Source organism: Pseudomonas syringae pv. tagetis, assembly GCF_022557255.1.
GTDB classification, from domain to species: Bacteria; Pseudomonadota; Gammaproteobacteria; order Pseudomonadales; family Pseudomonadaceae; genus Aquipseudomonas; species Aquipseudomonas caricapapayae.
Genome location: NZ_CP092923.1, coordinates 736110 through 761648, shown reverse-complemented (window position 1 = coordinate 761648; position 25539 = coordinate 736110). Strand labels below are relative to the sequence as shown.

The window sequence follows — 25539 nt, the reverse complement described above, 5'->3', positions numbered from 1 at the left end:
TCATACGGTAAAGCCTGCCTCAACTGAGACATGAACACCCATCAAGGTCCTAAAGATACAGCCACAACAGTGTTTGGTCGGGGTAAGGGGATTCGAACTCCTGACATCCTGCTCCCAAAGCAGGCGCGCTACCGGACTGCGCTATACCCCGGTAAATCAAGGCACCTCAACCAGCTGCCTGCGACCTGATACAAGTGGCATCAGATCTTTAAGATTCGGCTCCAAGGTCAACCTTGGAACCAAAAATGGTGGGTCGTGTGGGATTCGAACCTACGACCAATTGGTTAAAAGCCAACTGCTCTACCAACTGAGCTAACGACCCAAATATGGTCGGGGTAAGGGGATTCGAACTCCTGACATCCTGCTCCCAAAGCAGGCGCGCTACCGGACTGCGCTATACCCCGACTGAAACTGCGTTGCATCTTGCGAAATCTGGCTCCACGACCTGGACTCGAACCAGGGACCCAGTGATTAACAGTCACTTGCTCTACCAACTGAGCTATCGCGGAACTATTGATTTCAGATTCAACGTTACAACCTGTTGCCTTGAAACCAGCGTGCTGTTAACTCGTTGATTTCAATCTCATCGACCTTTGCGCTTCGTTTGTATCGTTGCGTTCACGTCTCTGAGGCGCGCTATTCTACAATTTTAAAAACACCTGTCAACCCTATAAATTGCTTTTTAAGACAATGATTTGCGATTTTTTTTCAGATCGCCTTTCGGGCCTGATTTACAGCTGGCAGCGTCCTCAAGAAAAAGGCCCTCGACGTGAGGGCCCTCTATAGAGAGCAGAAGAACGCTGTCAGGCAAACACAATCTCGTCGTCGACCACCTTGCCGGTGATGGTCGTGCCTGGCATGAAGCCTCCCGAGAGGATCATCTGTGCCAGCGGGTTCTCGATCCAGCGCTGGATCGCCCGTTTCAGCGGCCGTGCACCATAGACCGGGTCGTAACCAACAGCAATCAGCTTGTCCAGAGCCTCTGGGCTCAAGGTCAGCGCCAGCTCGCGCTCGGCCAGACGCTTGCGCAGACGACCCAGCTGGATATCGGTGATACCGGCGATCTGATCACGCGCCAGCGGCTCGAAAATCACCACTTCGTCGATCCGGTTAACGAACTCAGGACGGAAATGCGTACCGACCGCGTCCATCACCGCAGCACGCTGCGCCTCACGATCACCGACCAGCTCCTGAATCTGCGCCGAGCCCAGGTTGGAGGTCATGACGATCACGGTATTGCGGAAATCCACCGTCCGCCCGTGGCTGTCAGTGAGGCGTCCATCTTCAAGCACCTGCAACAGGATGTTGAATACGTCGGAATGCGCCTTCTCGACCTCATCGAGCAGAATCAGCGAATACGGCTTGCGACGCACGGCTTCTGTCAGGTAACCGCCCTCCTCGTAACCGACATAGCCTGGTGGTGCACCGATCAGGCGAGCCACGGAATGTTTCTCCATGAACTCGGACATGTCGATACGCACCATGGCCTCTTCGGTGTCAAACAGGAACTCGGCCAGCGCCTTGCACAGCTCGGTCTTGCCCACCCCGGTAGGGCCGAGAAACATGAACGAACCACTTGGCCGATTAGGGTCTGACAGACCGGCACGCGAACGACGCACAGCGTTGGAAACCGCGACCACTGCCTCTTCCTGACCGATCACCCGATTGTGCAACAGGGTTTCCATGCGCAACAGCTTCTCGCGCTCGCCTTCCAGCATCTTCGACACAGGAATACCGGTCCACTTCGACACGACTTCGGCAATTTCTTCCTCGGTCACTTTGCTGCGCAGCAACTGATTCTCGGGCTTGCCATGCTGATCGACCATTTGCAGGCTGCGTTCCAGGTCCGGAATGATCCCGTACTGCAACTCGGCCATACGGTTCAGATCGCCGCGACGGCGTGCCGCTTCCAGTTCCTGACGAGACTGTTCGATTTTCTGCTGGATCTGCGCCGAACCGGTGACTTCGGCTTTTTCCGAGGTCCAGATTTCTTCAAGATCCGCGTACTCAAGCTCAAGGCGTTCGATTTCGCCCTGGAGTTTTTCCAGACGCTTGATCGCAGCTTCGTCCTTTTCCTTCTTGAGAGCCTGGGCTTCTACCTTCAGCTGGATCAGGCGTCGCTCAAGGCGGTCGAGCACTTCAGGCTTGGAATCGATCTCCATACGAATGCGGCTGGCTGCTTCGTCGATCAGGTCAATCGCCTTGTCCGGCAACTGGCGATCGGTGATATAGCGATGGCTCAGTTTGGCCGCTGCGATGATCGCACCATCGGTGATTGCAACCTTGTGATGCACTTCATAGCGCTCCTTGAGGCCACGCAGGATCGCAATGGTGTCTTCTTCGCTTGGCTCGTCGACCAGTACTTTCTGGAAACGACGCTCAAGTGCAGCATCCTTCTCTATATATTGGCGGTACTCGTTGAGCGTAGTGGCGCCGACACAGTGCAACTCGCCGCGCGCCAGCGCAGGCTTGAGCATGTTGCCAGCGTCCATCGAGCCTTCACCCTTGCCCGCGCCGACCATGGTGTGCAGCTCATCGATAAACAGGATGATCTGGCCTTCCTGCTTGGACAGCTCGTTGAGCAGCGACTTCAGGCGCTCTTCGAACTCGCCACGGTACTTGGCACCGGCAATCAGCGCGCCCATGTCCAGCGACAGCAGACGCTTGCCGCGCAAGCCATCCGGCACCTCGCCATTGATGATGCGTTGCGCCAGCCCTTCGGCGATGGCGGTCTTACCCACGCCAGGCTCACCGATCAGCACCGGGTTGTTCTTGGTACGGCGTTGCAGGACCTGAATAGTGCGACGAATCTCGTCATCACGGCCGATCACCGGATCGAGCTTGCCCTCTTCGGCACGCTTGGTCAGATCGACGGTGTACTTGTCCAGTGCCTGACGCGACTCTTCGACGTTCGGGTCGTTAACCGCACCTTCGCCGCGCAGGTTGTTGATGGCATTTTCCAGCGCCTTCTTGCTGACGCCCTGTCCCAGCAGCAACTTGCCGAGCTTGCTGTTCTCGTCCATTGCCGCGAGCAATACCAGCTCGCTGGAAATGAACTGATCACCTTTCTGCTGTGCCAGACGGTCGGCCTGGTTGAGCAGGCGCGCCAGATCCTGCGACATGTTGACGTCGCCGGTCGGGTTCTGGATTTTGGGCAGCCGGTCCAGCTCTGCACTCAGTTCCTTGCGCAGGCTGTTGATGTCGAAGCCGACTTGCAGCAGTAAAGGCTTGATGGAACCGCCCTGCTGTTCAAGCAGCGCCTGCATCAAATGTGCAGGCTCAATGGCGGGATGGTCGAGGCCAACGGCCAGCGACTGGGAGTCCGATAACGCTAACTGTAATTTGCTGGTCAATCTGTCGATACGCATTAGTCACCTTCCTTTTAATGCAGGCCGGAGCAATGAACACACCTATAACGAAAACCTGCTGAATAGCCAGTTAGATGCGGACGATTCTGCGCGTTTCAAGCTGGCCGGGATTGATACACATCAGAGGAGCGCTCAGGCAAGCCTAGCTGGCTGGCGTAAAACAGCCTGCATTCAGGCGTGATCGATCCAGATCAACGAAGCGAAACGGCCAGTGCGAGCGGCACGCCGGTAGGAAAAGAAACGAGGGTCGGTAAAAGTGTCCAGACCGCCGCCATACACGGCATGGATACCCTGCGCAGCAAGACGCAGTCGGGCAAGCCTGTAGATGTCGGCCATGAAACGATCAGGATTCGAACTGGCGACAAATGCATCGGCTGTCTGGGGATGGCTGCGAGTAAAGACCTCACGCACTTCGGAGCCGACTTCGAACGAAGGCTGGCCGATGGCCGGGCCCAGCCAGACCATGATGTCTTCGGCAGCGCACTGCAAACTGTCGGCAGTGGCTTCCAGCACACCAGCCGCGAGCCCGCGCCAGCCGGCATGCGCTGCAGCGACGCGAGTGCCATCACGACGACAGAACAACGCGGGCAGACAATCGGCGGTCATGATGGTGCAGGCGACGCCGTGGTTGCCGGTCCAGCTGGCATCCGCTTCGACAACCCGGGACGGGTCGGCAGGCACGACGCCTATGCCGTGCACCTGCTTCAGCCATGCAGGTTGAACATTGAGGCTGGAGGTCAGGCGCAGGCGATTGGTCGCCACGGCCTCGGGGCTGTCGTCGACGTGATCGCCCAGATTGAAGCTCTCGAACGGAGCCAGGCTGACCCCGCCCGAGCGAGTGGTAACGCAAGACTTGATCTGTGCTGGCGCAGGCCAGTCAGGTATCAGCCAGTCATTCACCCGATGAACGCCTCGCGATCCTGCTTGAGCAACGACAGCAGCCAGACAAAATCATCCGGCAGTGGCGACTCCCAGCTCATGCGCTTGCCGGTGACCGGATGGTCGAGCTCCAGGAAGCGGGCATGCAGCGCCTGGCGCGGAAAGGTCTTGAGCGAATCGACCATGGTCAGGCTGGCCGCTGGCGGAATGCGGAAACGACCGCCATAGGCCGGATCGCCGACCAACGGGTAGTTGATGTGCGCCATGTGCACGCGGATCTGGTGCGTCCGGCCGGTTTCCAGCTTGACGCGTACATGGGTGTGCGAACGGAAGCGTTCCAGCACGCGGTAATGACTGACGGCCTGCTTGCCGCCCTCCATGACGGCCATGCGTTGACGCTGCTGGCCGTGACGACCGATCGGTGCGTCGATCTTGCCGCCAGCAGTCACCACGCCGATCACGATGCACTCGTAGATGCGGCTGACACTGCGACTCTGCAACTGTGTCACCAGTTGCGTCTGTGCCTGGATGGTCTTGGCGACCACCATCAGACCGGTGGTGTCCTTGTCCAGGCGATGCACGATACCCGCACGCGGAACATTGATGATGTCCGGCACGTGGTGCAGCAAGGCATTGAGCAGCGTGCCGTCGGCATGACCGGCAGCCGGATGCACCACAAGCCCCGCAGGTTTGTTGATGACGAGGATCTGGTCGTCTTCGTAGATGATGTCGAGCTCGATATCCTGAGCGACCCATTCACCCTGGGCCTCCTGCTCGGCAATCAGTTCGAGAACAGCGCCACCATGCACGATGTCGCGAGGGCGCAGTACGCCTCCGTCCACAGTCAGGCGGCCGTCCTTGATCCAGGCGGAAAGGCGCGAGCGCGAGTGCTCAGCGAATAATTGTGCGGCGACTTGATCGAGGCGTTGACCGCCCAATTCGGACGGCACCTCTGCGCGGAGTTCTATATTTTCGGACATGACCAGACTAGGTGGCGGCTAGCCTTTGGTTTCGGCAGCGCGCTTGTGGTTAAATACGGCGTCTTTTGTCCCGCCGGTATCGCGGGGCGCTCATCATAACAGGACGGCCCCGCCCAAGACAGCAGGCCGTTATAGGGACGCAAGCCGCCATGCAAGTGAAACACCTGCTGCTGATCGCCATCCTCGCATTGACTGCGGCCTGTTCGTCGAAGGAAGTCATCGACGAAAACCTCAGCGAAGTCGAGCTGTACCAGCAGGCGCAGGCCGACCTGGGAAATAACAGCTATAACAGTGCCACCGAGAAGCTCAAGGCGCTGGAATCACGCTACCCGTTCGGTCGCTACGCCGATCAGGCCCAGCTCGAGTTGATCTACTCGAACTACAAGAACGGTGAACCCGAAGCAGCCAAATCCGCTGCCGAACGCTTCATCCGCCTGCATCCGCAGCACCCGAACGTCGATTACGCGTATTACATGAAGGGCCTGACCTCCTTCGACCAGGACGTAGGCCTGCTGGCGCGTTTCCTGCCGCTGGACCAGACCAAACGTGACCCGGGGGCTGCCCGCGACTCGTTCAACGAGTTCGCTCAGTTGACCAGCCGCTTCCCGAACAGCCGCTATTCGCCTGATGCCAAACAGCGCATGATCTACCTGCGCAACCTGCTGGCCTCCTACGAAATCCACGTGGCCGATTACTACCTGACTCGTCAGGCCTATGTTGCCGCCGCCAATCGTGGCCGCTATGTAGTGGAAAACTTCCAGGAGACGCCATCGGTCGGTGACGGTCTGGCCGTGATGGTCGAATCCTATCAGCGCCTGCACCTTGACGACCTGGCAGCCACCAGCCTTGAAGTGCTCAAGACCAACTACCCGAACCACCCGCAGTTGGCTGACGGCAAGTTCACACCGCGTCAGGCCGAAGCCGACAACCGCTCGTGGCTGTCGAAAGCGACGTTGGGGCTGATCGACGGTAGCGCACCGCTGCCACCGGGCCAGACCCGCGCCGATCAGGACATGAAGAAGCAGTATCAGGACGCCAAGGACGCCATCCCGAAAGAGCTGCTGCCGGAAAATCAGGCAGAGCTGGACGAACAGGCAGAAAAAGAAGCCGAAGCGAAAGGCACCAAGAGCCGTTCATGGTTCAGCTACATGACGCTGGGTCTGTTCGACTGATCTGCACTGCATGAACAAAGAGGCCTGCGGGCCTCTTTTTTTATGCATCACATTTATGAGCAGCAGCCTCTGTGCGCCCGCCTGTGGCTTGGCTACACTGCGCCATCGTCAATCACCAAGCTGGTAATCATGATTCGCCTATTAATGTGGGTCGCGTTGATCGCGGCGGTGATCTGGTTCATCAAGCGCCTGATCAATCCTCCTAAACCGAAATCCCGCGCCGAGCCGCCGGAAATAGCAGCTACCCCGATGGTGCGTTGCGCACACTGCGGCGTTCATCTGCCTCAGGATCGTGCGTTGAGCCAGGCGCAGCAATGGTATTGCAGCGAGGCACATCGCCTGGAAGGCCCCGCGGCACGTGACCGCTGATACGCCCTCCCTTGCCAGCCCGCAGGCGCAGCGGATTCTGCGGCTGTACCACCTTTACCGACTGACCATTGGCGTCGTACTGGTCTTGCTGATCTCCAGCAGCCTGGAAACCGAACTGCTGCAACTGGCCAACCCGAATCTGTTCCGTTCGGGCTGCTGGTTGTATCTGGTGTTCAACATTCTGGTGGTGGTGCTGCTGGAACGCCCGAGCCGTCAGGCACAGCTGTTCAGCCTGGCAATGACCGACGCAATCATGCTTTCCGCGCTGTTCTACGCAGCGGGCGGCCCTTCCAGCGGCATCGGCAATCTGCTGATTGCTTCAGTGGCGATCAGCAATGTGCTGCTGCGTGGCCGTATCGGTCTGCTGATCGCCGCTGTTTCTGCCATTGGCATCATCTACCTGACGTTCTACATCAGCTTCGGCACACCGTCGGTCTCCAATGACTACGTGCAGGCCGGCTCGCTGGGTGCCCTGTGCTTCGCCGCAGCATTGCTGGTGCAGGCTCTGACGGCACGCATGCAGGTCAGTGAAGTGCTGGCCGAACAGCGCGCTGCGGATGTCGACAGCCTTGAAGAACTCAACGCACTGATCCTGCAACGCATGCGCACCGGGATTCTGGTACTGGATGCCCGCCGCCAGGTATTGCTGGCCAATCAGGGTGCCCTGACCCTGCTGGGCCACGAGCGACTGGTCGGGCAAATTATCGACGCCTACTCGCCGCAACTGGTAGAACGTCTGCGCCAGTGGCTCGTCAATCCGATCATGGTACCGCGCAGCATCACGACTTCCCCCATCGGGCCCGTGCTGCAACCGAGCTTTGTCGCACTCAATCGTGGTGATCAACGCCAGACGCTGATCTTTCTCGAAGACCTGTCGCAGATTGCCCATCAGGCGCAGCAGCTCAAACTCGCCGCACTGGGACGCCTGACCGCCGGGATTGCCCATGAGATACGCAACCCACTGGGCGCGGTCAGTCATGCTGCACAACTGCTCAACGAGTCGGAAGAGCTCAGCACGGAAGATAGACGCCTCGGGCAGATCATCCATGAGCAGTCTGGACGAATTGATCAGGTCATTGAAAACGTTCTGCAACTGTCACGTCGGCGCGAGGCGCAACCCGAGCTGCTGGATCTGAAAACCTGGCTGGAACAGTTTGTGACCGAGTTTCGCAGCGCCGCCTCGGCCAATCAGTCGATTCATGTCGATATCAGCCCCGGCACGCTGACGACGCGCATGGATTCTGGACAACTGACCCAAATCATGACCAACCTGTTACAGAACGGCCTGCGCTACAGCGGCAAACATCATCCATCAGCGCAGGTCTGGCTGAAGCTGCATCACGACCGGAAAAGCGATTTACCCATCCTGGAAGTACTGGACGACGGGCCGGGGGTCAGCGAACAACACCTGAGCAAGATGTTCGAGCCGTTTTTCACCACAGAGAGCAAAGGCACCGGTCTTGGTCTATATCTGTCACGCGAGCTGTGCGAAAGCAATCAGGCGCACCTGGAATATGTCCCGCGACAAGGTGGCGGCAGTTGCTTGCGCATCACCTTCGCCCACCCGTTCAAAACGAGCTGAGCATGAGCCAACGGCAAAAAATCCTGATAGTCGATGATGAGCCGGATATTCGTGAGCTTCTGGAGATCACGCTGGGGCGCATGAAACTCGATACTCGCAGCGCCCGTAACGTTGCCGAGGCGCACGAATTGCTGGCCCGCGAGCCGTTCGACATGTGCCTGACCGACATGCGTCTGCCCGACGGTAACGGCCTGGAACTGGTACAACACATCCAGCACGGTTACCCCCAGGTGCCGGTGGCAATGATAACCGCCCACGGCAATCTGGATACCGCAATTAACGCACTCAAGGCCGGGGCTTTCGATTTTGTGACCAAACCGGTCGACCTCGGCAGGCTGCGCGAGCTGGTCAACAGCGCGCTGAGCCTGCCTTGCGCCCAGCCAGCACGTAGCATCGACAGCCGTCTGCTGGGCGATTCGCTGGCGATGCGCACCTTGCGCAATCAGATCGGCAAACTGGCGCGCAGTCAGGCCCCCATCTATATCAGCGGCGAGTCGGGCAGCGGCAAGGAGCTTGTCGCACGGTTGATCCACGAACAGGGCCCGCGTATTGACAGGCCGTTCATACCGGTCAACTGCGGGGCAATTCCTTCCGAACTGATGGAGAGCGAATTCTTTGGTCACCGCAAAGGCAGTTTCAGCGGTGCCCACGAAGACAAGCCCGGTCTGTTTCAGGCGGCGCATACCGGGACGCTGTTTCTCGACGAGGTCGCCGACCTGCCGCTGGCGATGCAGGTGAAACTGCTACGAGCCATCCAGGAAAAGTCCATCCGCAGCGTCGGCGGCCAGCAAGAACAGGTCGTGGACGTGCGCATTCTGTGTGCCACCCACAAGAACCTGAATACCGAGGTTGTAGAAGGTCGCTTCCGTCAGGACCTGTATTACCGCCTGAACGTGATCGAAGTGCGCGTGCCCTCATTGCGCGAGCGGCGTGAGGATATCGATCAACTGGCAGCCAGCGTTCTCAAGCGCCTTGCAGGAAACGGCGCACAACCCGCCGCGCGCCTGAACGCGCAGGCGCTGGAAACGCTGAAGAGCTACCGCTTCCCCGGTAACGTGCGCGAACTGGAAAACATGCTGGAGCGCGCTTACACGCTTTGTGAAAACGATGAAATCCACGCCAGCGACCTGCGCCTGACAGAATCCGCCAGCCCTCAGGAGGGCGACGGCCCGAGCCTGGCCGACATCGACAACCTTGAAGATTACCTCGAAAGCATCGAGCGCAAGCTCATCCTGCAGGCACTGGAAGAAACCCGCTGGAACCGCACCGCAGCGGCAGAAAGACTCAGTTTGTCCTTCAGGTCACTGCGCTACCGGCTGAAGAAGCTGGGCCTGGATTGAATGCGTTGCGTGGCAAAAAACGTGTGACGCAGAGCGTCACGAAAGACATTCCCACGCTGGAGCGTGCAAAACGTCAGGTGCGCGTGAGTACACATCGCGCCCTACGCTCCGCGTGACCGTGAGAATGGCTAGCCTGTCAGACGCCCAGTCGGCGCGTAAGGTGCCGGGTCGATGATCGGCTCGCGGTCCAGCAGCAGGTCAGTGATTAACTGGCAGGAAGCAGGCGCAAGCACCAGTCCATTGCGGTAGTGACCACAGTTGAGCCAGAGCCCGTCAAAACCGTCCAGCGCTCCGATAAAAGGGATGCCCTCAGGCGAACCAGGGCGCAAACCTGCCCACTGGGCGACCGGCTCTAGATGGGCCAATTGCGGAAGCAATTCGACGGCCGACGCCTTCAAACTCTCCAATGCAGCCTGCGTGGTGGTTTTGTCGAAACCTTCATGCTCAAGGGTGCTGCCAATCAGGATATGCCCGTCACGACGCGGTATCGCATAACGCCCTTTCGCCAGCACCATGCTCGACAGAAAGTCCGATGCACACTTGTAGAGAATCATCTGGCCTTTTACCGGCTCGACCGGCAATTCCAGACCCAGGGTCTTGAGCAGTTCACCGCTCCATGCGCCTGCCGCCAGGATGATCCGATCACCGGTGATGTTCCCTGACGGTGTCTGCACACCCGAAATCCTGCCGCCCTCATGCACAAAGCCGCTCACTTCACACTGCTCGCGAATCTCGACATCGGGCATTGCCAGCAAGGCCGCCTTGAGCGATTTGACCAGCCGAGGATTGCGTACATTGGCCACATCGGCCATGTAGATCGCCCGCGAATAGCCCTCCCCCAGCACCGGCACGGCATCATTCACCGCCGAGATATCCACGCGGTTCAACGAGCGTTTTTGGCGCACCGCCCATTCAAGCGCAGCCGGTTCGTCGTCAAGGTCGAGCCAGTACAGGCCCGTCCTGTGGACTTCGGGATCGATACCGCTCAGTGTGAGCAAACGCTCGGCAAGGTGTGGGTAAAAATCCTGCGACCAGTGCGCCAGCGCGGTGACTGCCGGGCTGTAGCGCCACGGATAAAGCGGCGAGACAATTCCGCCGCCCGCCCAGGAGGACTCCTGGCCAACGCCCGAACGGTCCAGCAACACTACGCTGACCTGCTCGGACGCCAGATTGAAGGCGGTCAGCAGCCCTATGACGCCACCGCCGACAATGACTGTTTTTTGCTTGGACATCTCGGTCTCAGGACAAGAAAAGCGGTTTTAGCGGCCCCAACAGTCTTTGGCCGTTACGCCGCCTGTCGTGCCCGTATTGGTACGCGCCCCGGTGTTAGTGATCACGAAGCTGCCGCACTTGTCGCCAGCCATCAGCGTACCTGCAATAGGGTCAGCTTTCAGGGTGAAGTCGGTGGCGGTAAGGGTCGGCGTTATATTGTAGTACGTATTGCCGCCGCTCACGGTGGCCCCCATGTAGGTGGGCTGGTTTGCTCGTGAATAAAAGCGCTCCAGCGCCTGGCTCTGCTCCGACAACAGGCTGGCAATTGCCGACCGTTGGGTGCGCTTCACGTATTCGGTGTAACTGGGGTACGCGATGGCGGCCAGAATACCGACAATCGCCACGACGATCATGAGTTCGATCAGCGTAAAGCCCCTGGATGTCGCTCGCATGATTAGTTTCCCTATTGGATTTGTCGCCACATGATGCGTTGGTTTGCACCTTTTTCCGGCAAGACCTGCTTATTGCCAGTCGAGTTATTTACAATTTTATTTTCGACGCCGCCGCTGCCTGGAGAGCCGCTGAAAATAGCAGATATGACCGGCATACCTGATCCGTCAGCAAAGCCTGCGACAGACAGATCGGTATTATTGATGCTGTTATCGCCATTGGTGTCGAGCACCTTGTAGTTGAGCATGCTTCCAGTGGCAGCGTTGAGTTCGAATACTCGTCCGGTTCCCGTGCTTTCGCAGGGGTCAGTCGAGTTCAAGGAGCCGGTGGAAAAAATTATCCGGTCACTGCTTGTCTGGGCAGGGTAGACAATTCGCTCTCCCAGATAAGGCGATGTTGTGGCGAGCGGCATGAACCAGCCCTTCTTGACGGACCAATCCACATCGTTGGTTGTCGACGTGAAGTAAGTGGTTCCGTTACTGATGACACTGCCATTGACCGCTTGAGCCTGCAAGTTCGCCTCAACGATACTGCCTGATCCGCTATCGGCATCCCATATGGCGTAGAAGTCCTGCTGAGCGGTTGTTTGCTTGTCTGCCACTTCAAGGAATTTACCGGTTCCGAAATAGACAATCTTACCGTTGAGAGGGTGATTCAGCACAAAGGGCTGCACCGTTATCGGCTGATTAGCGCCACGGGGAGCGGTAAATAAAGGCGCGCCACCAAATGCCAACTTCCAGCTGGAGGCGGCAGCGCCACTCATATCGAACTTCCAGAGCCGCCCTTTCAGGTCGCCAGCGTAAGCGGCCTGAACCACATTCTGGGAGTTGACGCGCAACTTGACCGACGACAGCCCGTTGTCGGTTTCGTTATTGAGGACAGGCGTCTGAATTTCGGCAATGAACGCCCCGGTATTGGCATTCAGTACATAAAGCGACGCCCTGCCGGTAAAACTGCCATAACCGTTACCGACCACCACGATCCCGGTACCGTCGGCCATCCGCGCGACATCCGGCTCTGAATAGGTATACCCAAGGTTGTTGAATTTATTATTGGCGTCAGAGGTATCAGGTGCCTTGACTTCCCACAACGCACTGATGGTATTGCTGGCACCTTCAAACAGCTTTATCGCAAAGAATGCTTTGCCACCGGCTCCAGTCCCCCCATAAGCGACAGTACGCCATGCCGACCCAGCGGACACCTGTGTGTCGAACACCGCAATCTGTCCATCTACGGTGAATTTATGAACGCCTGATCCATAAGTGGTCGATGCGATCGTCGCCAGCGAGGTCAGAGCAGTCGATGGCATATAGGCATATCGCCTGGAACCGTCAGCAGGATTGACTACATTAAAAAAACCATCGTTGGCATTGGCCAGGATGTTGTAATTCATGCTGCTCAATTTGTTGGAAAGATAGGTAATGTAGCTGGTATCCCCCAACAGACTGACCGCTGTTTTTTGTGTCGGCAACGCCACGGCAAGCGATGAGTTGACGATATCGCCCAACAACCGCGTGCGTGTTCTGAGTTTCGTATTGGAACCGCCTTTGGCCCAGGCAATAATCTCTGCTCCGGTAATATTGGTCGGCAATGTGGCATTCAACGCACTTTGCTGGGCAGCGCTGAAATTTGCATAATCCAGGGCGATTTTAACTGGCGTGGACGCAGTGCTCCACGACTCGAATACCGGCGCGGCTGATCCACTGACTATAGCCGTGTCAGTACTCCAGACAGGCGCACTCAGGATCCGAGTTGTCGGATCCAGGTTGAAAGCGGTGATGGTGCCGTGCCAGTCGGTCGGATCGTAAAATGCCTGGTAAAACTGCGCTCCTACCTGAAGCGCCGAGGCGTTCCCGGCCCCGGCCGCACCTGAACCTACTCTGGAGTAGATATCGCTAAGCGCCAGATTCAACGCCGTGTTCAATCCTGAGCTGTCGTTGGCCTGGAAGTATTTGCCATGACCGTGATTACCGTCGGCCGCATCGATCAGCATCTGATTTGAAAGCGTAAAACCAACGGTGTAGGTACTTATATTCTGCTTGGCGAAGCCTGCCGTATCCCAACTCTTGCCGGTCAGATCCCCGCCGCTGGTCACTGCGTCCCGACGCAGGTCGATGTCGTAGGCGAACTTGGCAAGATCGTCCAGATAAAGCGTATCTCCCTCACCGTCGCCAGCGAGATTGTCACCATCATTGGCTGCATTCAAATCCCAATTGGGTAACGAGCGGGTAGTGTCCAGAACATCATCGGGATCAGTCGTTGGAAAGGTTCGATCATACGTTGGCAAGCCGTCGGTAATCACGACGCCATAATTTCTCTGGCAACGGTACTGGATCGGGCTGACATAGGTCGAACCGGTTTGATAGAACGGCGTCATGCCGCGAAAGTATCGGGTAATCTCGTAATAGGTTTCAGCAAGCGGCGTATTGGTAGAGGGCGTCAGGTTGGCAATTGCCTGTTTCAGAGCATTGACGTTGGCCGTTGCCTGCGCTTGGGTAACACCTGTGGGCTGATAAGTGGTGGCCGTCACGGGAGAAAGATCCGTAACCGCCCGTGCAATTCTCCCCCCAGGACCTGGATCGCCGTTAACAGGCTCGTTGTAGGAAGCCAGTCCGATCCTGAGTGTCAGGTTATTGGAAACCAGGCTGGTCGCCACGGTTTTCGCAACGTTCATCCGGTAATCGTTGGGTATGACACCGTTGGTGTAGTTGCGAACCCCAAACAGATTGGGGCTGACCAGGTCGATCAGATAGGAAAGATAACTAGCGGTGTAACGCGTGAGTCCGTTCCCGGCAGGATCGGGCAGGTTGAGGCAATACTGGATGCCGTTGCGAAAAACCGCGCGTCCGCCGAACAAACACATTAATGACAGATTGACCACGCTGGTAGAGTTGATATCGCCCAGCGTCAGGGTATCGTCTCCTGAAATCGTGCTCATGAAAGGGCAAACAACGGTAATCAGGCCACTCAGGCATTGAGTGGAGTAATAACCGATGCTGGGACGATTGACCGTCGAGTCAAAACCCGACGCCCAGATAATGTTGTACATGCTCCCGGAGTTATCGACGAGCAGCATGAGGTTCGGCGGCACGGCAGAGGCACTGAGCAATGGCACTTGCGCCGGCGTAAAGGCATAGGCAGGCGCGGTCAGATACAGCGCAAGAAAAATGCCGTAGAGGTATTTCGAGAGAGAGCGGAACGCCTTAGCAACCGGTAACATAAATGCTCTCCAGAACGGTCCGCGAAGGGCCTTGAATGGCGACCGCTGTCACCCGGTACACAGTCATCTTGCTTAAATCCGGATTGACACACTTGGTAAGGGGGCCGTAAGGACGCCCCAGATTCTGTATGCCATACAACGCAACGGGCGTTCCAATCCATTTCACACCGGAAGCGCCTGTACCGGCAGCCACCACCGTGGTGGACTCTGCAGGCGGAGCGCAGCTCGAAGGAGTACTGCAGGCCGCAAGCGAAAACCCGGAAAGCATGATCGACGACTCCCCTTGGCGCAGCAGAGCTTCGGCCGACTGAAATGACTGATTTCGAACGGTTACGCTACCTGCCATCTTTTCCTGCAACGTGGCATTTTGCATTGAAGAGATTCCCAGCAATGTAAGCAGTAGCAGGAATACCAGACTAACCAGCAATACCATGCCGCGCTGCCCGTTCGGGAACGCTTGATTCGAATTGAATAGCACAGTTCTGTTCATGCTCGGCTCGTTCAAAAGCGGTTACGCAAATAGGCGACAACGTTGTATTGCTGATTCTTGACGATGCCATTCTGGCCATCCCGCAGCGTCAAGCCGATACGGACACTGCGAATATCAGCGGCGTTGGCAGCGGTGATTACAGAGGTGTACGACATCGGATTTCCCACTACGCCAAAGGAAACATCAAAGTTCACGACGTTTTGCAGCAGCGGCTGCACATCTCCCGCCGTACCGTATTTGATAGTCAGATCTGTTCCAGTGAGCGTGTAGACCAACTGCCGCAGCGGGAAGGCTGTCTGGGCCGCCGCCGGTGCCTTCGCACCGCTGTAAAGCTGAGTGTCGGTCATGCAATCCGACAAGATTGTCCAGGTAGGTGAACTGCCTGCTGTACCCACATCGCTGGTTATCAAGGTCAGCGTTTTGTTCGCGTTATCCCAGAGGATGGGATTATCAAGCGCGAGAGGCCAGTTGATCGCAGGCGGCGTAGGCGCATAGTCTTTGAAACTCAGGCAACCATACATTCCGGTCATCCTGATTTCCTGAATAAGCTTGCTCAATATGAAACGTGCGTCCTCTTGCATCCGTGCTGCAGCATTCTGGCTTTGATAGGTGCCTCTGGCAGCCGTGAATATCTGCACGATACCGAGGCTGACGACCAGCCCCAGCACCAGCGCCACCATGATTTCGACCAGACCGAAGCCTCTGGAAGGTTTCCTCATGGGTTGACCCCGATCCTGGAGACCAGTTTGAAGCTCTGAGTGGTCGGGCTGCCGGTCGTATTCCCTGTTGCCTGATTGCTCGAGCTCGCAGCGCGCGTGTCGCTCCAGCCAATGATGATGGTCACCTCCGGAGCCTTGCTGACATCAATGCTGCCCGTGCCGCTCGTGCCTGCAAAATTAATGATGTTGTTCTTGAAATCGAACAGATCCTGAACCCTGGCATCGTTCAGGTTGGCAACTTGCGTCGCCGCCAGACTTGCCAGGGCATAGTTGGCCAGGACATTGGTCGACCCATTGGCAGACGAGTTGCCATCAACATTGGCGCGGATACGATCCATCGTGTCGTAGGCAATGAAGCTCGCCTGGCTGGTCATCGCCGAGCTGTCGGTGTACTTGAGCGCGTTGAGCTGGATAGCGGCTGCGCCCAGCAGGCCTATTGCCAGGATGAGTACCGAAACCAGCACCTCGATCAGGGTCATGCCGGTCTGGCGATGTGGGGGATCATTGAGCATTGCAGCTTCCATTGAGAACGATTCGGCCAGTCAGGCAAATACTCATGGTTTTGGTCGTGCTGCCTCGGGTGTAAGTCATGGTCACCGCCGCAGCCGGGGCAATGAGGGCACCCAGGTTGTTGAAATCAATTGCCGTGGCATTGTTGTCTGCCACCAGCGTGCCGCCGCTGCCGATTGCCGCCACTTTACGAAGCGCCTTCTTGTTGGCATCGGAAACCAGATAAACCTGCAGTTCGCTGGTCCAGGCCGTTCCGCTGGTGGGTGCGATGCGCACCGCCACTCCCCTGTTTATCGCCTCAAGTCGCGCATAGTTGAGCGCGCGCTGCAAATCACTGAGCTCGGTGTCGGCCTTGTTGCTCTGAATGGAGCTGGTGAAACTCGGGATAGCGATAGCCGCCAGGATGCCCACCAGGGACACAGTGACTAACAATTCGATGAGGCTGAATCCCTTGGCTATATGACGCATTGAGTGTCTCCTAGACGTTACGACTATAAGGCAGCAATGCCGCTGAAAAATCCATGGCGGGACGTACGGTTGTTTTGCGACGACGAACGTCCGCAAGGTGCTGAAACAGCGGTTTCCAGGGAGGAAGGCATATGAAGCATGCAGGATTCACACTGATCGAATTATTGATCGTCGTTGCACTGATCGGCATTCTCGCCAACATCGCAACACCCTCTTTCAAGGAATTGATCGATTCAAGTCGCGGGCTTGCAACCGCTCGTGAACTGGCCAGCGGCATACGCTCGGCGAGAGCGGCTGCCGTTACACGCAATCAGATCGTTACCATTCACGCCATTGAAGAAGACTGGAGTAACGGCTGGCGGATCATACTCGACGTGGATGGCAAAGGTCCCGACGAAAACGATACGGTACTGATAGAACGCGCCAATGGCGGCACAGCGCGGGTGGTCGATAACCGCAAGCGTGTCGAGGACATCAGTTTCAACGGTTTGGGCACGTTGCGGCGCAGAACCGCCAGGACGTTGCACGTTTGCGCCGCAGACCAGCCGGTCAGCAACTATCGAGTGATAGTCGCACCGGCTGGACGCGTGAGGGTCGAGGACACGAAAATCGATGCAGCGCTGTGTGGCTGAATAGCCTCAGAGCAGCGATTTGACCCGCAGTTCCTTGGGCATGGAGAACGTGATGTTCTCTTCGCGGCCGGCAAGTTCATCTGCGCCGGTAGCGCCCCAAGCCTGCAATTGCTGGATAACACCGCGCACCAGGACCTCAGGGGCGGACGCACCGGCGGTGATGCCGATACGCTCGACACCGTCGAACCAGCCTTGCTGCATGTCTTCGGCACCGTCGATGAGGTACGCCGGAGTCGCCATGCGTTCGGCCAGCTCGCGCAGGCGGTTCGAATTGGAGCTGTTCGGGCTGCCCACCACCAAGACCACATCGCACTCGTCGGCCAGTTGCTTGACCGCGTCCTGACGGTTTTGCGTGGCGTAGCAGATATCGTCCTTGCGCGGCCCGCCAATGGCTGGAAAACGCTTGCGCAAGGCGTCGATCACCCGACTGGTGTCGTCCATGGACAACGTGGTCTGGGTCACGAATGCCAGAGAATCCGGGTTACGCACCTGCAGGCTGGCAACGTCGTCTTCGTCTTCGACCAGATAGATCGCACCGCCATTGCTGGCGTCGTACTGGCCCATGGTGCCTTCGACTTCCGGGTGACCGGCATGGCCGATCAGAATGCACTCGCGACCGTCACGGCTGTAACGGGCAACCTCGATATGCACCTTGGTGACCAGCGGACAGGTGGCATCGAAGACTTTCAGGCCACGACCGGCTGCCTCGGTACGCACCGCCTGAGAAACACCGTGGGCGCTAAATATGACGATGACGTCGTCCGGCACCTGATCCAGCTCTTCGACGAAGATCGCACCACGAGAGCGCAGGTCTTCGACGACGAATTTGTTGTGAACGACTTCATGGCGCACATAAATCGGCGGACCAAACACTTCCAGAGCGCGATTGACGATTTCGATCGCGCGGTCCACTCCGGCACAGAAGCCGCGGGGGTTGGCGAGTTTGATTTGCATGCTGTGCCTCATGGTTGCGTGCGGTGCAGCCCGGCCGAAGCCGGGCTTGATGGCGAATATCAGGAAGCCAGAATCGCCTTCACTTCGAAAATTTCCACTTCGAAGCTCAGTGTCTTGCCTGCCAGCGGGTGATTGAAGTCGATGGTGACCTGATCATCATCGAAAGCCTTCACCACGCCGGGCAATTCGGTATTGGCGGCGTCGTTGAAGATCACCAGCAACCCTTCGGACAGTTCCATTCCCACAAACTGCGAGCGTGGCATGATCTGCACGTTTTGTGGGTTGGGCTGACCAAAGGCGTTTTCCGGCGGAATTTCCACGGTCTTACGATCGCCCGCCTTGAAGCCGAAAATCGCCATTTCGAAACCGGGCAACAGATTGCCGTCACCGACCTTGAAAGTGGCCGGGGCCTTTTCGAAGGTGCTGTCGACGGTATCGCCGTTTTCCAGGCGCAGGGCGAAGTGCAAGGTGACCTGGGTATTCTGACCGATGCGCAGCTCGCCAGACGAGCCTTGAGTCGACGACTGCTCAGTCATTGACGGTTTCTCCGGTTTTCTTGCTCTTGAACATGTCCAGCGCCAGCATGATTGCGCCGACAGTGATTGCACTGTCCGCGACGTTGAACGCCGGAAAATACCAGCGGTTTTCCCAGTGGACCAGAATGAAGTCGATCACATGACCCAGCACGATACGGTCGTACAGGTTGCCCAGCGCGCCGCCGAGCACTAGCGCCAGCGCAACGGCCAGCCACGTATCGTCGCGCCCCAGACGTTTGAGCCAGACGACCAGCACGGCACTGACCACAATGGCGATCAGGGCAAACAACCAGCGCTGCCAGCCGGCACCGTCTGCCAGAAAACTGAAGGCAGCACCGGTGTTATAGGCCAGGGTCCAGCTGAAGAGGTCTGGAATCACAATGATTTGTTGATACAGGCTCAACGTGTTTTCGAAGTAATACTTGCTGGCCTGGTCGATGACCAGAACCAGCACGCTCAACCATAGCCAGGCCAGTCGGCCATATGCGGCGTTAGGCATAATGACGGACCTCGCCGGTGCCGCTGATGTTGTCTACGCAACGGCCGCAGATTTCCGGATGTTCAGGGTTTACACCCACATCCTCGCGGTGGTGCCAGCAACGGGCACACTTGGCGTGGCTAGACTTGAGCACCTTGAGCTTCAAGCCCGCGACCTCGGTAACCACCGCATCAGCCGGAGCCGACACAAGCGGAGCAACGCTGGCCGTCGAGGTGATCAGCACGAAGCGTAGTTCGTTGCTCAGCTTCGACAGGTCGGCGACCAGCGAATCTTCAGCGTACAGAGTCACTTCGGCCTGCAGGTTGCCGCCAATGGCCTTGGCCGCGCGCAGGTTTTCCATTTCCTTGTTGACCGACGTCTTCACCGCCATGATCCGCTCCCAGTAGGCGCGGTCCATGTCGAAATCGGCAGGCATTTCGGTCAGGCCTTCGTACCAGGTGTTGAGCATCACCGATTCGTTGCGCTCGCCCGGCAGGAACTGCCACAGCTCGTCGGCGGTAAAGGCCAGGATCGGAGCGATCCAGCGCACCAGCGCTTCGGAGATGTGGAACAGTGCCGTCTGGCAGGAACGCCGTGCAGTGCTGTCGGCCGCTGTTGTGTACTGACGATCCTTGATGATGTCCAGATAGAAACCACCCAGCTCCTGCACGCAGAAGTTGTGGATCTTGGAGTACACGTTCCAGAAGCGGTATTCGCCGTAATGCTCTTGCAGCTCGCGTTGCAGCAGCAGCGTGCGATCCACGGCCCAACGGTCCAGCGCGAGCATTTCCTCGGCAGGCAGGATGTCGGTCGCCGGGTTGAAACCCGACAGGTTGGAGAGCAGAAAACGGGCCGTGTTGCGGATACGACGATAAGCGTCGGCGCTGCGCTGCAGGATCTGATCGGAAACCGCCATCTCGCCCGAATAATCAGTCGCCGATACCCACAGGCGCATGATGTCCGCGCCCAGTGAATCGTTGACCTTCTGCGGTGCCACGACGTTATTCAGCGACTTGGACATCTTGCGACCGTTCTCGTCGACCACAAACCCGTGAGTCAGCAACTCGCGATACGGCGCGTGATCGTCCAGCATGCAACCGGTCAGCAGCGAAGAATGGAACCAGCCGCGATGCTGGTCGGAACCCTCAAGATACAGGTCGGCACGCGGACCGCTTTCATGGCCCATCGGATGCGAACCGCGCAACACGTGCCAGTGCGTGGTACCCGAGTCGAACCAGACGTCCAGGGTGTCGGAGATCTTGTCGTATTTGGCTGCCTCGTCACCCAGCAGCTCGCTGGCGTCCAGCTTGAACCAGGCTTCGATACCCTCTTTCTCGACACGTAGAGCCACTTCTTCCATCAGTTCGACGGTGCGCGGATGCAGGTCGCCGCTTTCCTTGTGCAGGAAGAACGGAATCGGCACGCCCCAGTTGCGTTGACGCGAGATGCACCAGTCAGGTCGGTTGGCGATCATCGAGTGCAGGCGCGCCTGCCCCCAGGCCGGTACGAACTGCGTATCTTCGATGGCCTTGACCGCACGCTCGCGCAGGGTCTCGCCGCTCTTAGGCTGCTTGTCCATGCCCACGAACCACTGCGCGGTAGCGCGGTAGATCAGTGGTGACTTGTGGCGCCAGCAATGCATGTAGCTGTGGCTGATGGTTTCGGTGTTCATCAGGCTGTCGACTTCGACCAGCTTGTCGATGATGTTCTGATTGGCCTTGAAGATGAACTGGCCACCAAAGAACTCCAGCGACTCGACATACACGCCGTTGCTCTGCACCGGGCTGATAATGTCGTCGTTGCTCAGGCCGTACTGTTTGCAGATGTTGAAGTCATCTACGCCATAGGCAGGCGAGGAGTGAACGATACCCGTGCCCGCCCCCAACTCGACGTAGTCAGCCAGATAGACGGGCGACAGGCGATCATAGAACGGGTGGCGGAAGTTGATCAGCTCCAGCGCCTGTCCGGTGGTGGTAGCGATGACGGTGCCTTCCAGCTTGTAACGGGCCAGGCAGCTTTCGACCAGTTCGGAAGCCAGCACCAGCAGTTTGTCGCCGACATCGACCAGCGCGTACTCGAATTCAGGGTGGACGTTCAGCGCCTGGTTGGCGGGGATCGTCCACGGTGTGGTTGTCCAGATGACGATGGACGCAGGCTTGCCCAGCGAGGAAACGCCGAACGCGGCTGCGAGTTTTGCTTCGTCAGCGATCGGGAACGCGACGTCGATGGTTGAAGACTTCTTGTCCTGATACTCGACTTCGGCTTCAGCCAGTGCCGAGCCGCAGTCGAAGCACCAGTTGACCGGCTTGAGCCCCTTGAAGACGAAACCGCCCTTGACCATCTCGGCCAGCGCGCGGATTTCTCCGGCTTCGTTGGCGAAGTTCATGGTCAGGTACGGATTGCTCCAGTCACCCAGCACACCCAGACGGATGAACTCGGACTTCTGGCCTTCGATCTGCTCGGCTGCATAGGCGCGGCACAGCTCACGCGTACGATCTGCGGAGAGGTTCTTGCCGTGAGTCACTTCGACCTTGTGCTCGATCGGCAGACCGTGGCAATCCCAGCCCGGCACATAAGGCGCGTCGAAACCCGCCAGGGTCTTGGAGCGCAGGATCATGTCCTTGAGAATCTTGTTGACCGCATGACCGATGTGAATATTGCCGTTGGCGTATGGAGGACCGTCGTGCAGGACGAACTTGGGACGATCCTTGCCAATCTCGCGCAGCTTCTGGTACAGGCCAATACTGTCCCAGCGCTGCAGAGTTTGCGGCTCGCGCTGGGGCAGGCCGGCCTTCATAGGGAAGGCGGTGTCCGGAAGGTTTAGCGTGGCTTTATAGTCAGTCATTTCAGGCTCTTGTTTAGCGGTTAGCCATGCCAATGGGCACGGGCGGCGGCGACGTCCGCATTGATCGCCGTCTTGAGCGCCTCCAGTGAGGCGAAACGCTGCTCATCACGCAGCTTGTGGTGGAAAGCCACCGTCAAACGCCGGTCGTAAAGATCGCCGGCAAAATCCAGAAGATGCACTTCAAGGTGGGCACTGCCATCACCCGTTACCGTCGGGCGAACGCCGATGTTGGCGACACCCGGCCAGGCTTTGCCATCGATGTCCGTGCTGACCAGGTAAACCCCGCTCAACGGCACACGACGACGCTTGAGCTGCACGTTGGCGGTAGGTGTACCCAACTGGCGCGCCAGCTTCTGACCATGCAATACCCGTCCGGTTATCTGAAACGGACGACCGAGCATACGCTCGGCCAAGGCAAAGTCCGATGCAGCCAGGGCCTTGCGCACTTTGGTACTGCTGACCCGGATGCCATCTATTTCAACGGTCTGCGCCGCTTCTACGGTAAACCCATACGTCGTACCGGCCTGTTGCAGGAAGTCAAAGTCGCCGACTCGGTCAAAACCGAAACGAAAATCGTCGCCGACCTCAAGGTGCTGAACACCAAGCCCCTCGATCAGAACCGTTTCTACAAAACTTGCCGCGCTGAGCTTGCACAGGCGCTGATTGAAGGACAGGCAAAGTACCCGGTCGACACCCTCGGCGCTCAGCAGCTCAAGCTTGTCACGCAAGCGGGCAAGGCGTGCAGGAGCCGTCTCGGGGGCGAAGAACTCACGCGGCTGAGGTTCGAAAATCACCACACAGCTGGGCACACCCAATTCGACGGCGCGTTCGCGCAGACGCGCCAGGATAGCCTGGTGGCCGCGGTGAACGCCGTCGAAATTGCCAATCGTGGCGACGCAGCCCCGATGCTCGGGGCGCAGGTTGTGAAGGCCTCTAACCAGCTGCATAACGCACTTCTTGCTCATAAAGTGGCCGATTATAACCACACACGGCCGTGGACGACAGGCAACACTCCAAGACCGGATGAAGGTTCTCGGCGTGCGGCGACAAAAAACGGCGGTCAACCCTTGCGATGCACCCTACATAATGGCCTTGCGGGCAAAATCCCTGAGGCGAAAGCCTAATAGCAGAAGCATGGCGAAATAGGTCACGACCCCGGCGGCAACCAGCGCCCCCAGACGCAGAAAACGCTCCAGCATGTGCCCTTCATCCCACGCCGGCATGACCTGCATCAGCCCTAGCAGCACCGCCGACATCACGGCAACGGCGATCACCAGTTTGAACAGGAATTTCGTCCAGCCAGGCTGCGGTTGAAACAGATCCTGTTTGCGCAATTGCCAGAACAGCAACCCGGCATTGATACACGCCCCCACGCTGATGGCCAGTGCCAGACCGGCATGCTGCAAGGGCACGATAAATGCCAGGTTGAGCAGTTGAGTCACTATGAGGGTGAAGATCGCGATTTTCACCGGGGTGCGGATATTTTGTTGCGCATAAAAGCCGGGAGCCAGCACCTTGATCAGAATGATCCCCAGCAAGCCGATCGAATAGGCGACCAGAGCACGCTGGGTCATGGCCGAATCAAGCGCATCGAATTTACCATACTGGAACAGCGAAACGGTCAACGGCTCGGCGAGCAACCCCAGTGCAAGGGTACAGGGCAGGACCAGCACAAAGCACAACCGTAGCCCCCAGTCGAGAATGCGCGAGTACTCCTGACGGTCCCGTTGCGCGTAGGTTTTGGACAGGATCGGCAGCAGGATCGTGCCCAGCGCCACACCCAGCACACCGGAGGGCAACTCCATCAGACGGTCGGCGTAGTACATCCATGACACCGAGCCGGCGACTAGGAACGAGGCAAATATCGTATTGATGATCAGAGATATCTGACTGACAGAGACGCCAAGTATGGCGGGCAGCATCTGCTTCATCACTCGCCAGACGCCGGTATCGCGCAGGTTCAGACGCGGCAGCACCAGCATGCCGATCTTTTTCAGATGGGGCAGTTGGTAAAGCAACTGCAACAGACCGCCGACCAGAACTGCCCAACCCAGCGCCATGACCGGAGGATCGAAATACGGGGTCAGGAACAGCGCGAAAAAGATCATGCTTACGTTGAGCAGCGTCGGCACGAACGCCGGCACCGAGAAACGGTTCCAAGTATTGAGGATCGCTCCGGCCATCGATGACAGAGAGATCAGCAATATATAAGGAAAGGTCACGCGCAGCAGATCCGAGGTCAGCGCGAATTTCTCCGGGGTATCGACGAAGCCGGGCGCAGTGGCCCAGATCACCCAGGGCGCAAAGATCACTCCAAGCAGCGTCACCAGTGCCAGCGCCAGGGTCAGCAGCCCGGTGACATAGGCGACAAACGTCCGAGTCGCCTCCTCCCCCTGCTGGCTCTTGTATTCCGCAAGAATGGGTACAAATGCCTGGGAGAAGGCGCCCTCCGCGAAAATCCTGCGCAGCAGATTGGGCAGCTTGAAGGCGATGAAAAATGCGTCCGTGGCCATTCCGGCTCCGAAAGTGCGCGCGATAATAGTGTCGCGAACAAAGCCCAGAACCCGGGAAACCATGGTGATAGAGCTGACGGCGGCGAGTGACTTGAGTAGATTCATTGAAAGAGTTGTGCGCCATGGCAAAGGATGGGCGATTAAGCAAGCCATTTATGCGATACTTCGCGCCGCAAAAACGCCCGAAGCAAAGGCCGCGAGTTTACAGGTCACAGCCCGGAAATAAATCCTCCGGTCAAATGTAGCAACCACTCGGCGGAACACCTTAACTGCCCTTGACAAGACTTCAACTCATCGGCATGATTCGCGGCCTATTTTGTTTGCTATTTCACAAAGTCTTTCGAGGAGCTCGACGGTGGCCAACACACCTTCCGCCAAAAAACGTGCAAAACAGGCTGAGAAGCGTCGCAGCCACAACGCCAGCCTGCGTTCCATGGTTCGTACCTACATCAAGAATGTAGTTAAAGCCATCGACGCAAAAGACGCAGAAAAAGCGCAAGCCGCTTATGTTCTGGCTGTACCTGTTATCGACCGCATGGCCGACAAAGGTATCATCCACAAGAACAAGGCTGCTCGCCACAAAGGTCGTCTGAACGGCCACATCAAGGCTCTGAGCCTTGCTGCTGCAGCCTAAGCGACAAGCTTGTTAAAAAACCGACCTCAGGGTCGGTTTTTTATTGCCTGCTGGAAAGTAGCGGGGAACGCAAATGTGCGGCGCTGCACAGATCTGTGACGCAGATCGTCACGAAAGGCATTCCCACGCTGGAGCGCTAGGAACGACAGCCCTGTAACTATCGCACCCATGCTGGAGCGTGAGGAACG

At 57.8% G+C, this 25539-nt stretch carries 22 protein-coding genes and 4 tRNA genes; 6 read left to right on the top strand and 20 right to left on the bottom strand.

Translation table 11 applies throughout. The annotated features are described in order from the left end of the window. Positions 1 to 74: 74 nt before the first annotated feature. The 7 genes from MME58_RS03335 to rluD form a co-directional block, all read right to left on the bottom strand. Positions 75 to 151, bottom strand: a tRNA-Pro gene (locus MME58_RS03335). Between the two features lie 95 nt (positions 152 to 246). Then, positions 247 to 322 (bottom strand) — tRNA-Lys (locus MME58_RS03330). Between the two features lie 5 nt (positions 323 to 327). After that, a tRNA-Pro gene (locus MME58_RS03325) sits at positions 328 to 404 on the bottom strand. Positions 405 to 433: 29 nt separating this feature from the next. Further along, positions 434 to 509, bottom strand: a tRNA-Asn gene (locus tag MME58_RS03320). A gap of 294 nt (positions 510 to 803) precedes the next feature. Continuing rightward, a complete protein-coding gene (gene clpB / locus MME58_RS03315) occupies positions 804 to 3368 on the bottom strand; it encodes an ATP-dependent chaperone ClpB (RefSeq protein ID WP_055005190.1) in 2565 nt (854 codons plus the stop codon). Between the two features lie 171 nt (positions 3369 to 3539). Next, positions 3540 to 4268, bottom strand: a complete 729-nt coding sequence (pgeF, locus tag MME58_RS03310; RefSeq protein ID WP_055005189.1) for a peptidoglycan editing factor PgeF — start codon at positions 4266 to 4268, stop codon at positions 3540 to 3542. Next, the gene (rluD, locus tag MME58_RS03305; protein WP_054987670.1) at positions 4265 to 5227 is read right to left on the bottom strand and encodes a 23S rRNA pseudouridine(1911/1915/1917) synthase RluD; all 963 of its coding nucleotides are present in this window, start codon (positions 5225 to 5227) and stop codon (positions 4265 to 4267) included. Before rluD ends, pgeF begins: the two co-directional genes overlap by 4 nt. A gap of 149 nt (positions 5228 to 5376) precedes the next feature. Here rluD and MME58_RS03300 point away from each other — a divergent pair, with 149 nt between their 5' ends. From MME58_RS03300 to MME58_RS03285, 4 genes are all read left to right on the top strand, one after another. Then, positions 5377 to 6399 (top strand): outer membrane protein assembly factor BamD, encoded by a 1023-nt coding sequence (locus MME58_RS03300; protein WP_054987671.1) that lies wholly within the window; start codon positions 5377 to 5379, stop codon positions 6397 to 6399. 129 nt (positions 6400 to 6528) lie between these two features. Continuing rightward, entirely contained in the window at positions 6529 to 6768 is a 240-nt protein-coding gene (locus MME58_RS03295; protein WP_055005191.1) for a PP0621 family protein, read from the top strand. Further along, entirely contained in the window at positions 6758 to 8350 is a 1593-nt protein-coding gene (locus MME58_RS03290) for a sensor histidine kinase (protein ID WP_055005188.1), read from the top strand. Before MME58_RS03295 ends, MME58_RS03290 begins: the two co-directional genes overlap by 11 nt. A 2-nt stretch (positions 8351 to 8352) precedes the next feature. Beyond that, a complete protein-coding gene (locus MME58_RS03285) occupies positions 8353 to 9690 on the top strand; it encodes a sigma-54-dependent transcriptional regulator (protein ID WP_055005187.1) in 1338 nt (445 codons plus the stop codon). A 128-nt stretch (positions 9691 to 9818) separates the two neighbouring features. Here MME58_RS03285 and thiO read toward each other — a convergent pair whose 3' ends face one another. The 7 genes from thiO to MME58_RS03250 are packed head-to-tail and all read right to left on the bottom strand — an operon-like array spanning position 9819 to position 16759. Next, the gene (gene thiO, locus MME58_RS03280; protein WP_055005186.1) at positions 9819 to 10922 is read right to left on the bottom strand and encodes a glycine oxidase ThiO; all 1104 of its coding nucleotides are present in this window, start codon (positions 10920 to 10922) and stop codon (positions 9819 to 9821) included. Between the two features lie 27 nt (positions 10923 to 10949). After that, entirely contained in the window at positions 10950 to 11354 is a 405-nt protein-coding gene (locus MME58_RS03275) for a type IV pilin protein (RefSeq protein WP_054987675.1), read from the bottom strand. Between the two features lie 11 nt (positions 11355 to 11365). Continuing rightward, positions 11366 to 14572: a pilus assembly protein gene (locus MME58_RS03270; protein ID WP_054987676.1), complete on the bottom strand. Its 3207-nt coding sequence runs from the start codon at positions 14570 to 14572 to the stop codon at positions 11366 to 11368. Further along, on the bottom strand, positions 14556 to 15062 hold the full coding sequence (locus MME58_RS03265) for a pilus assembly PilX family protein (RefSeq protein WP_055005185.1): 507 nt from the start codon (positions 15060 to 15062) through the stop codon (positions 14556 to 14558). Before MME58_RS03265 ends, MME58_RS03270 begins: the two co-directional genes overlap by 17 nt. Positions 15063 to 15073: 11 nt before the next feature. Then, complete coding sequence (locus tag MME58_RS03260; protein ID WP_055005184.1) at positions 15074 to 15781, bottom strand: prepilin-type N-terminal cleavage/methylation domain-containing protein; 708 nt, start codon at positions 15779 to 15781, stop codon at positions 15074 to 15076. Next, positions 15778 to 16293 (bottom strand): type IV pilus modification protein PilV, encoded by a 516-nt coding sequence (gene pilV, locus MME58_RS03255; protein WP_055005183.1) that lies wholly within the window; start codon positions 16291 to 16293, stop codon positions 15778 to 15780. Before pilV ends, MME58_RS03260 begins: the two co-directional genes overlap by 4 nt. Beyond that, the gene (locus MME58_RS03250) at positions 16283 to 16759 is read right to left on the bottom strand and encodes a GspH/FimT family pseudopilin (protein ID WP_055005182.1); all 477 of its coding nucleotides are present in this window, start codon (positions 16757 to 16759) and stop codon (positions 16283 to 16285) included. Before MME58_RS03250 ends, pilV begins: the two co-directional genes overlap by 11 nt. A 131-nt stretch (positions 16760 to 16890) precedes the next feature. On the opposite strand from MME58_RS03250, the gene MME58_RS03245 reads away from it, so the two are divergent. Continuing rightward, the gene (locus MME58_RS03245) at positions 16891 to 17391 is read left to right on the top strand and encodes a GspH/FimT family pseudopilin (RefSeq protein WP_054987681.1); all 501 of its coding nucleotides are present in this window, start codon (positions 16891 to 16893) and stop codon (positions 17389 to 17391) included. A gap of 6 nt (positions 17392 to 17397) precedes the next feature. Here MME58_RS03245 and ispH read toward each other — a convergent pair whose 3' ends face one another. From ispH to murJ, 6 genes are all read right to left on the bottom strand, one after another. After that, positions 17398 to 18345 (bottom strand): 4-hydroxy-3-methylbut-2-enyl diphosphate reductase, encoded by a 948-nt coding sequence (gene ispH, locus MME58_RS03240; RefSeq protein ID WP_054987682.1) that lies wholly within the window; start codon positions 18343 to 18345, stop codon positions 17398 to 17400. 59 nt (positions 18346 to 18404) lie between these two features. Further along, positions 18405 to 18881 (bottom strand): FKBP-type peptidyl-prolyl cis-trans isomerase, encoded by a 477-nt coding sequence (locus MME58_RS03235; RefSeq protein WP_002551981.1) that lies wholly within the window; start codon positions 18879 to 18881, stop codon positions 18405 to 18407. Further along, a complete protein-coding gene (gene lspA, locus MME58_RS03230) occupies positions 18874 to 19380 on the bottom strand; it encodes a signal peptidase II (protein WP_054987683.1) in 507 nt (168 codons plus the stop codon). Before lspA ends, MME58_RS03235 begins: the two co-directional genes overlap by 8 nt. Further along, positions 19373 to 22204: an isoleucine--tRNA ligase gene (gene ileS / locus MME58_RS03225; RefSeq protein ID WP_055005181.1), complete on the bottom strand. Its 2832-nt coding sequence runs from the start codon at positions 22202 to 22204 to the stop codon at positions 19373 to 19375. Before ileS ends, lspA begins: the two co-directional genes overlap by 8 nt. Positions 22205 to 22224: 20 nt before the next feature. Beyond that, positions 22225 to 23151 (bottom strand): bifunctional riboflavin kinase/FAD synthetase, encoded by a 927-nt coding sequence (ribF, locus tag MME58_RS03220; protein ID WP_054987685.1) that lies wholly within the window; start codon positions 23149 to 23151, stop codon positions 22225 to 22227. Between the two features lie 132 nt (positions 23152 to 23283). After that, on the bottom strand, positions 23284 to 24822 hold the full coding sequence (murJ, locus tag MME58_RS03215; protein ID WP_054987686.1) for a murein biosynthesis integral membrane protein MurJ: 1539 nt from the start codon (positions 24820 to 24822) through the stop codon (positions 23284 to 23286). Between the two features lie 250 nt (positions 24823 to 25072). On the opposite strand from murJ, the gene rpsT reads away from it, so the two are divergent. After that, on the top strand, positions 25073 to 25351 hold the full coding sequence (gene rpsT, locus MME58_RS03210) for a 30S ribosomal protein S20 (protein ID WP_003344603.1): 279 nt from the start codon (positions 25073 to 25075) through the stop codon (positions 25349 to 25351). The last annotated feature ends 188 nt before the right edge of the window (positions 25352 to 25539 follow it).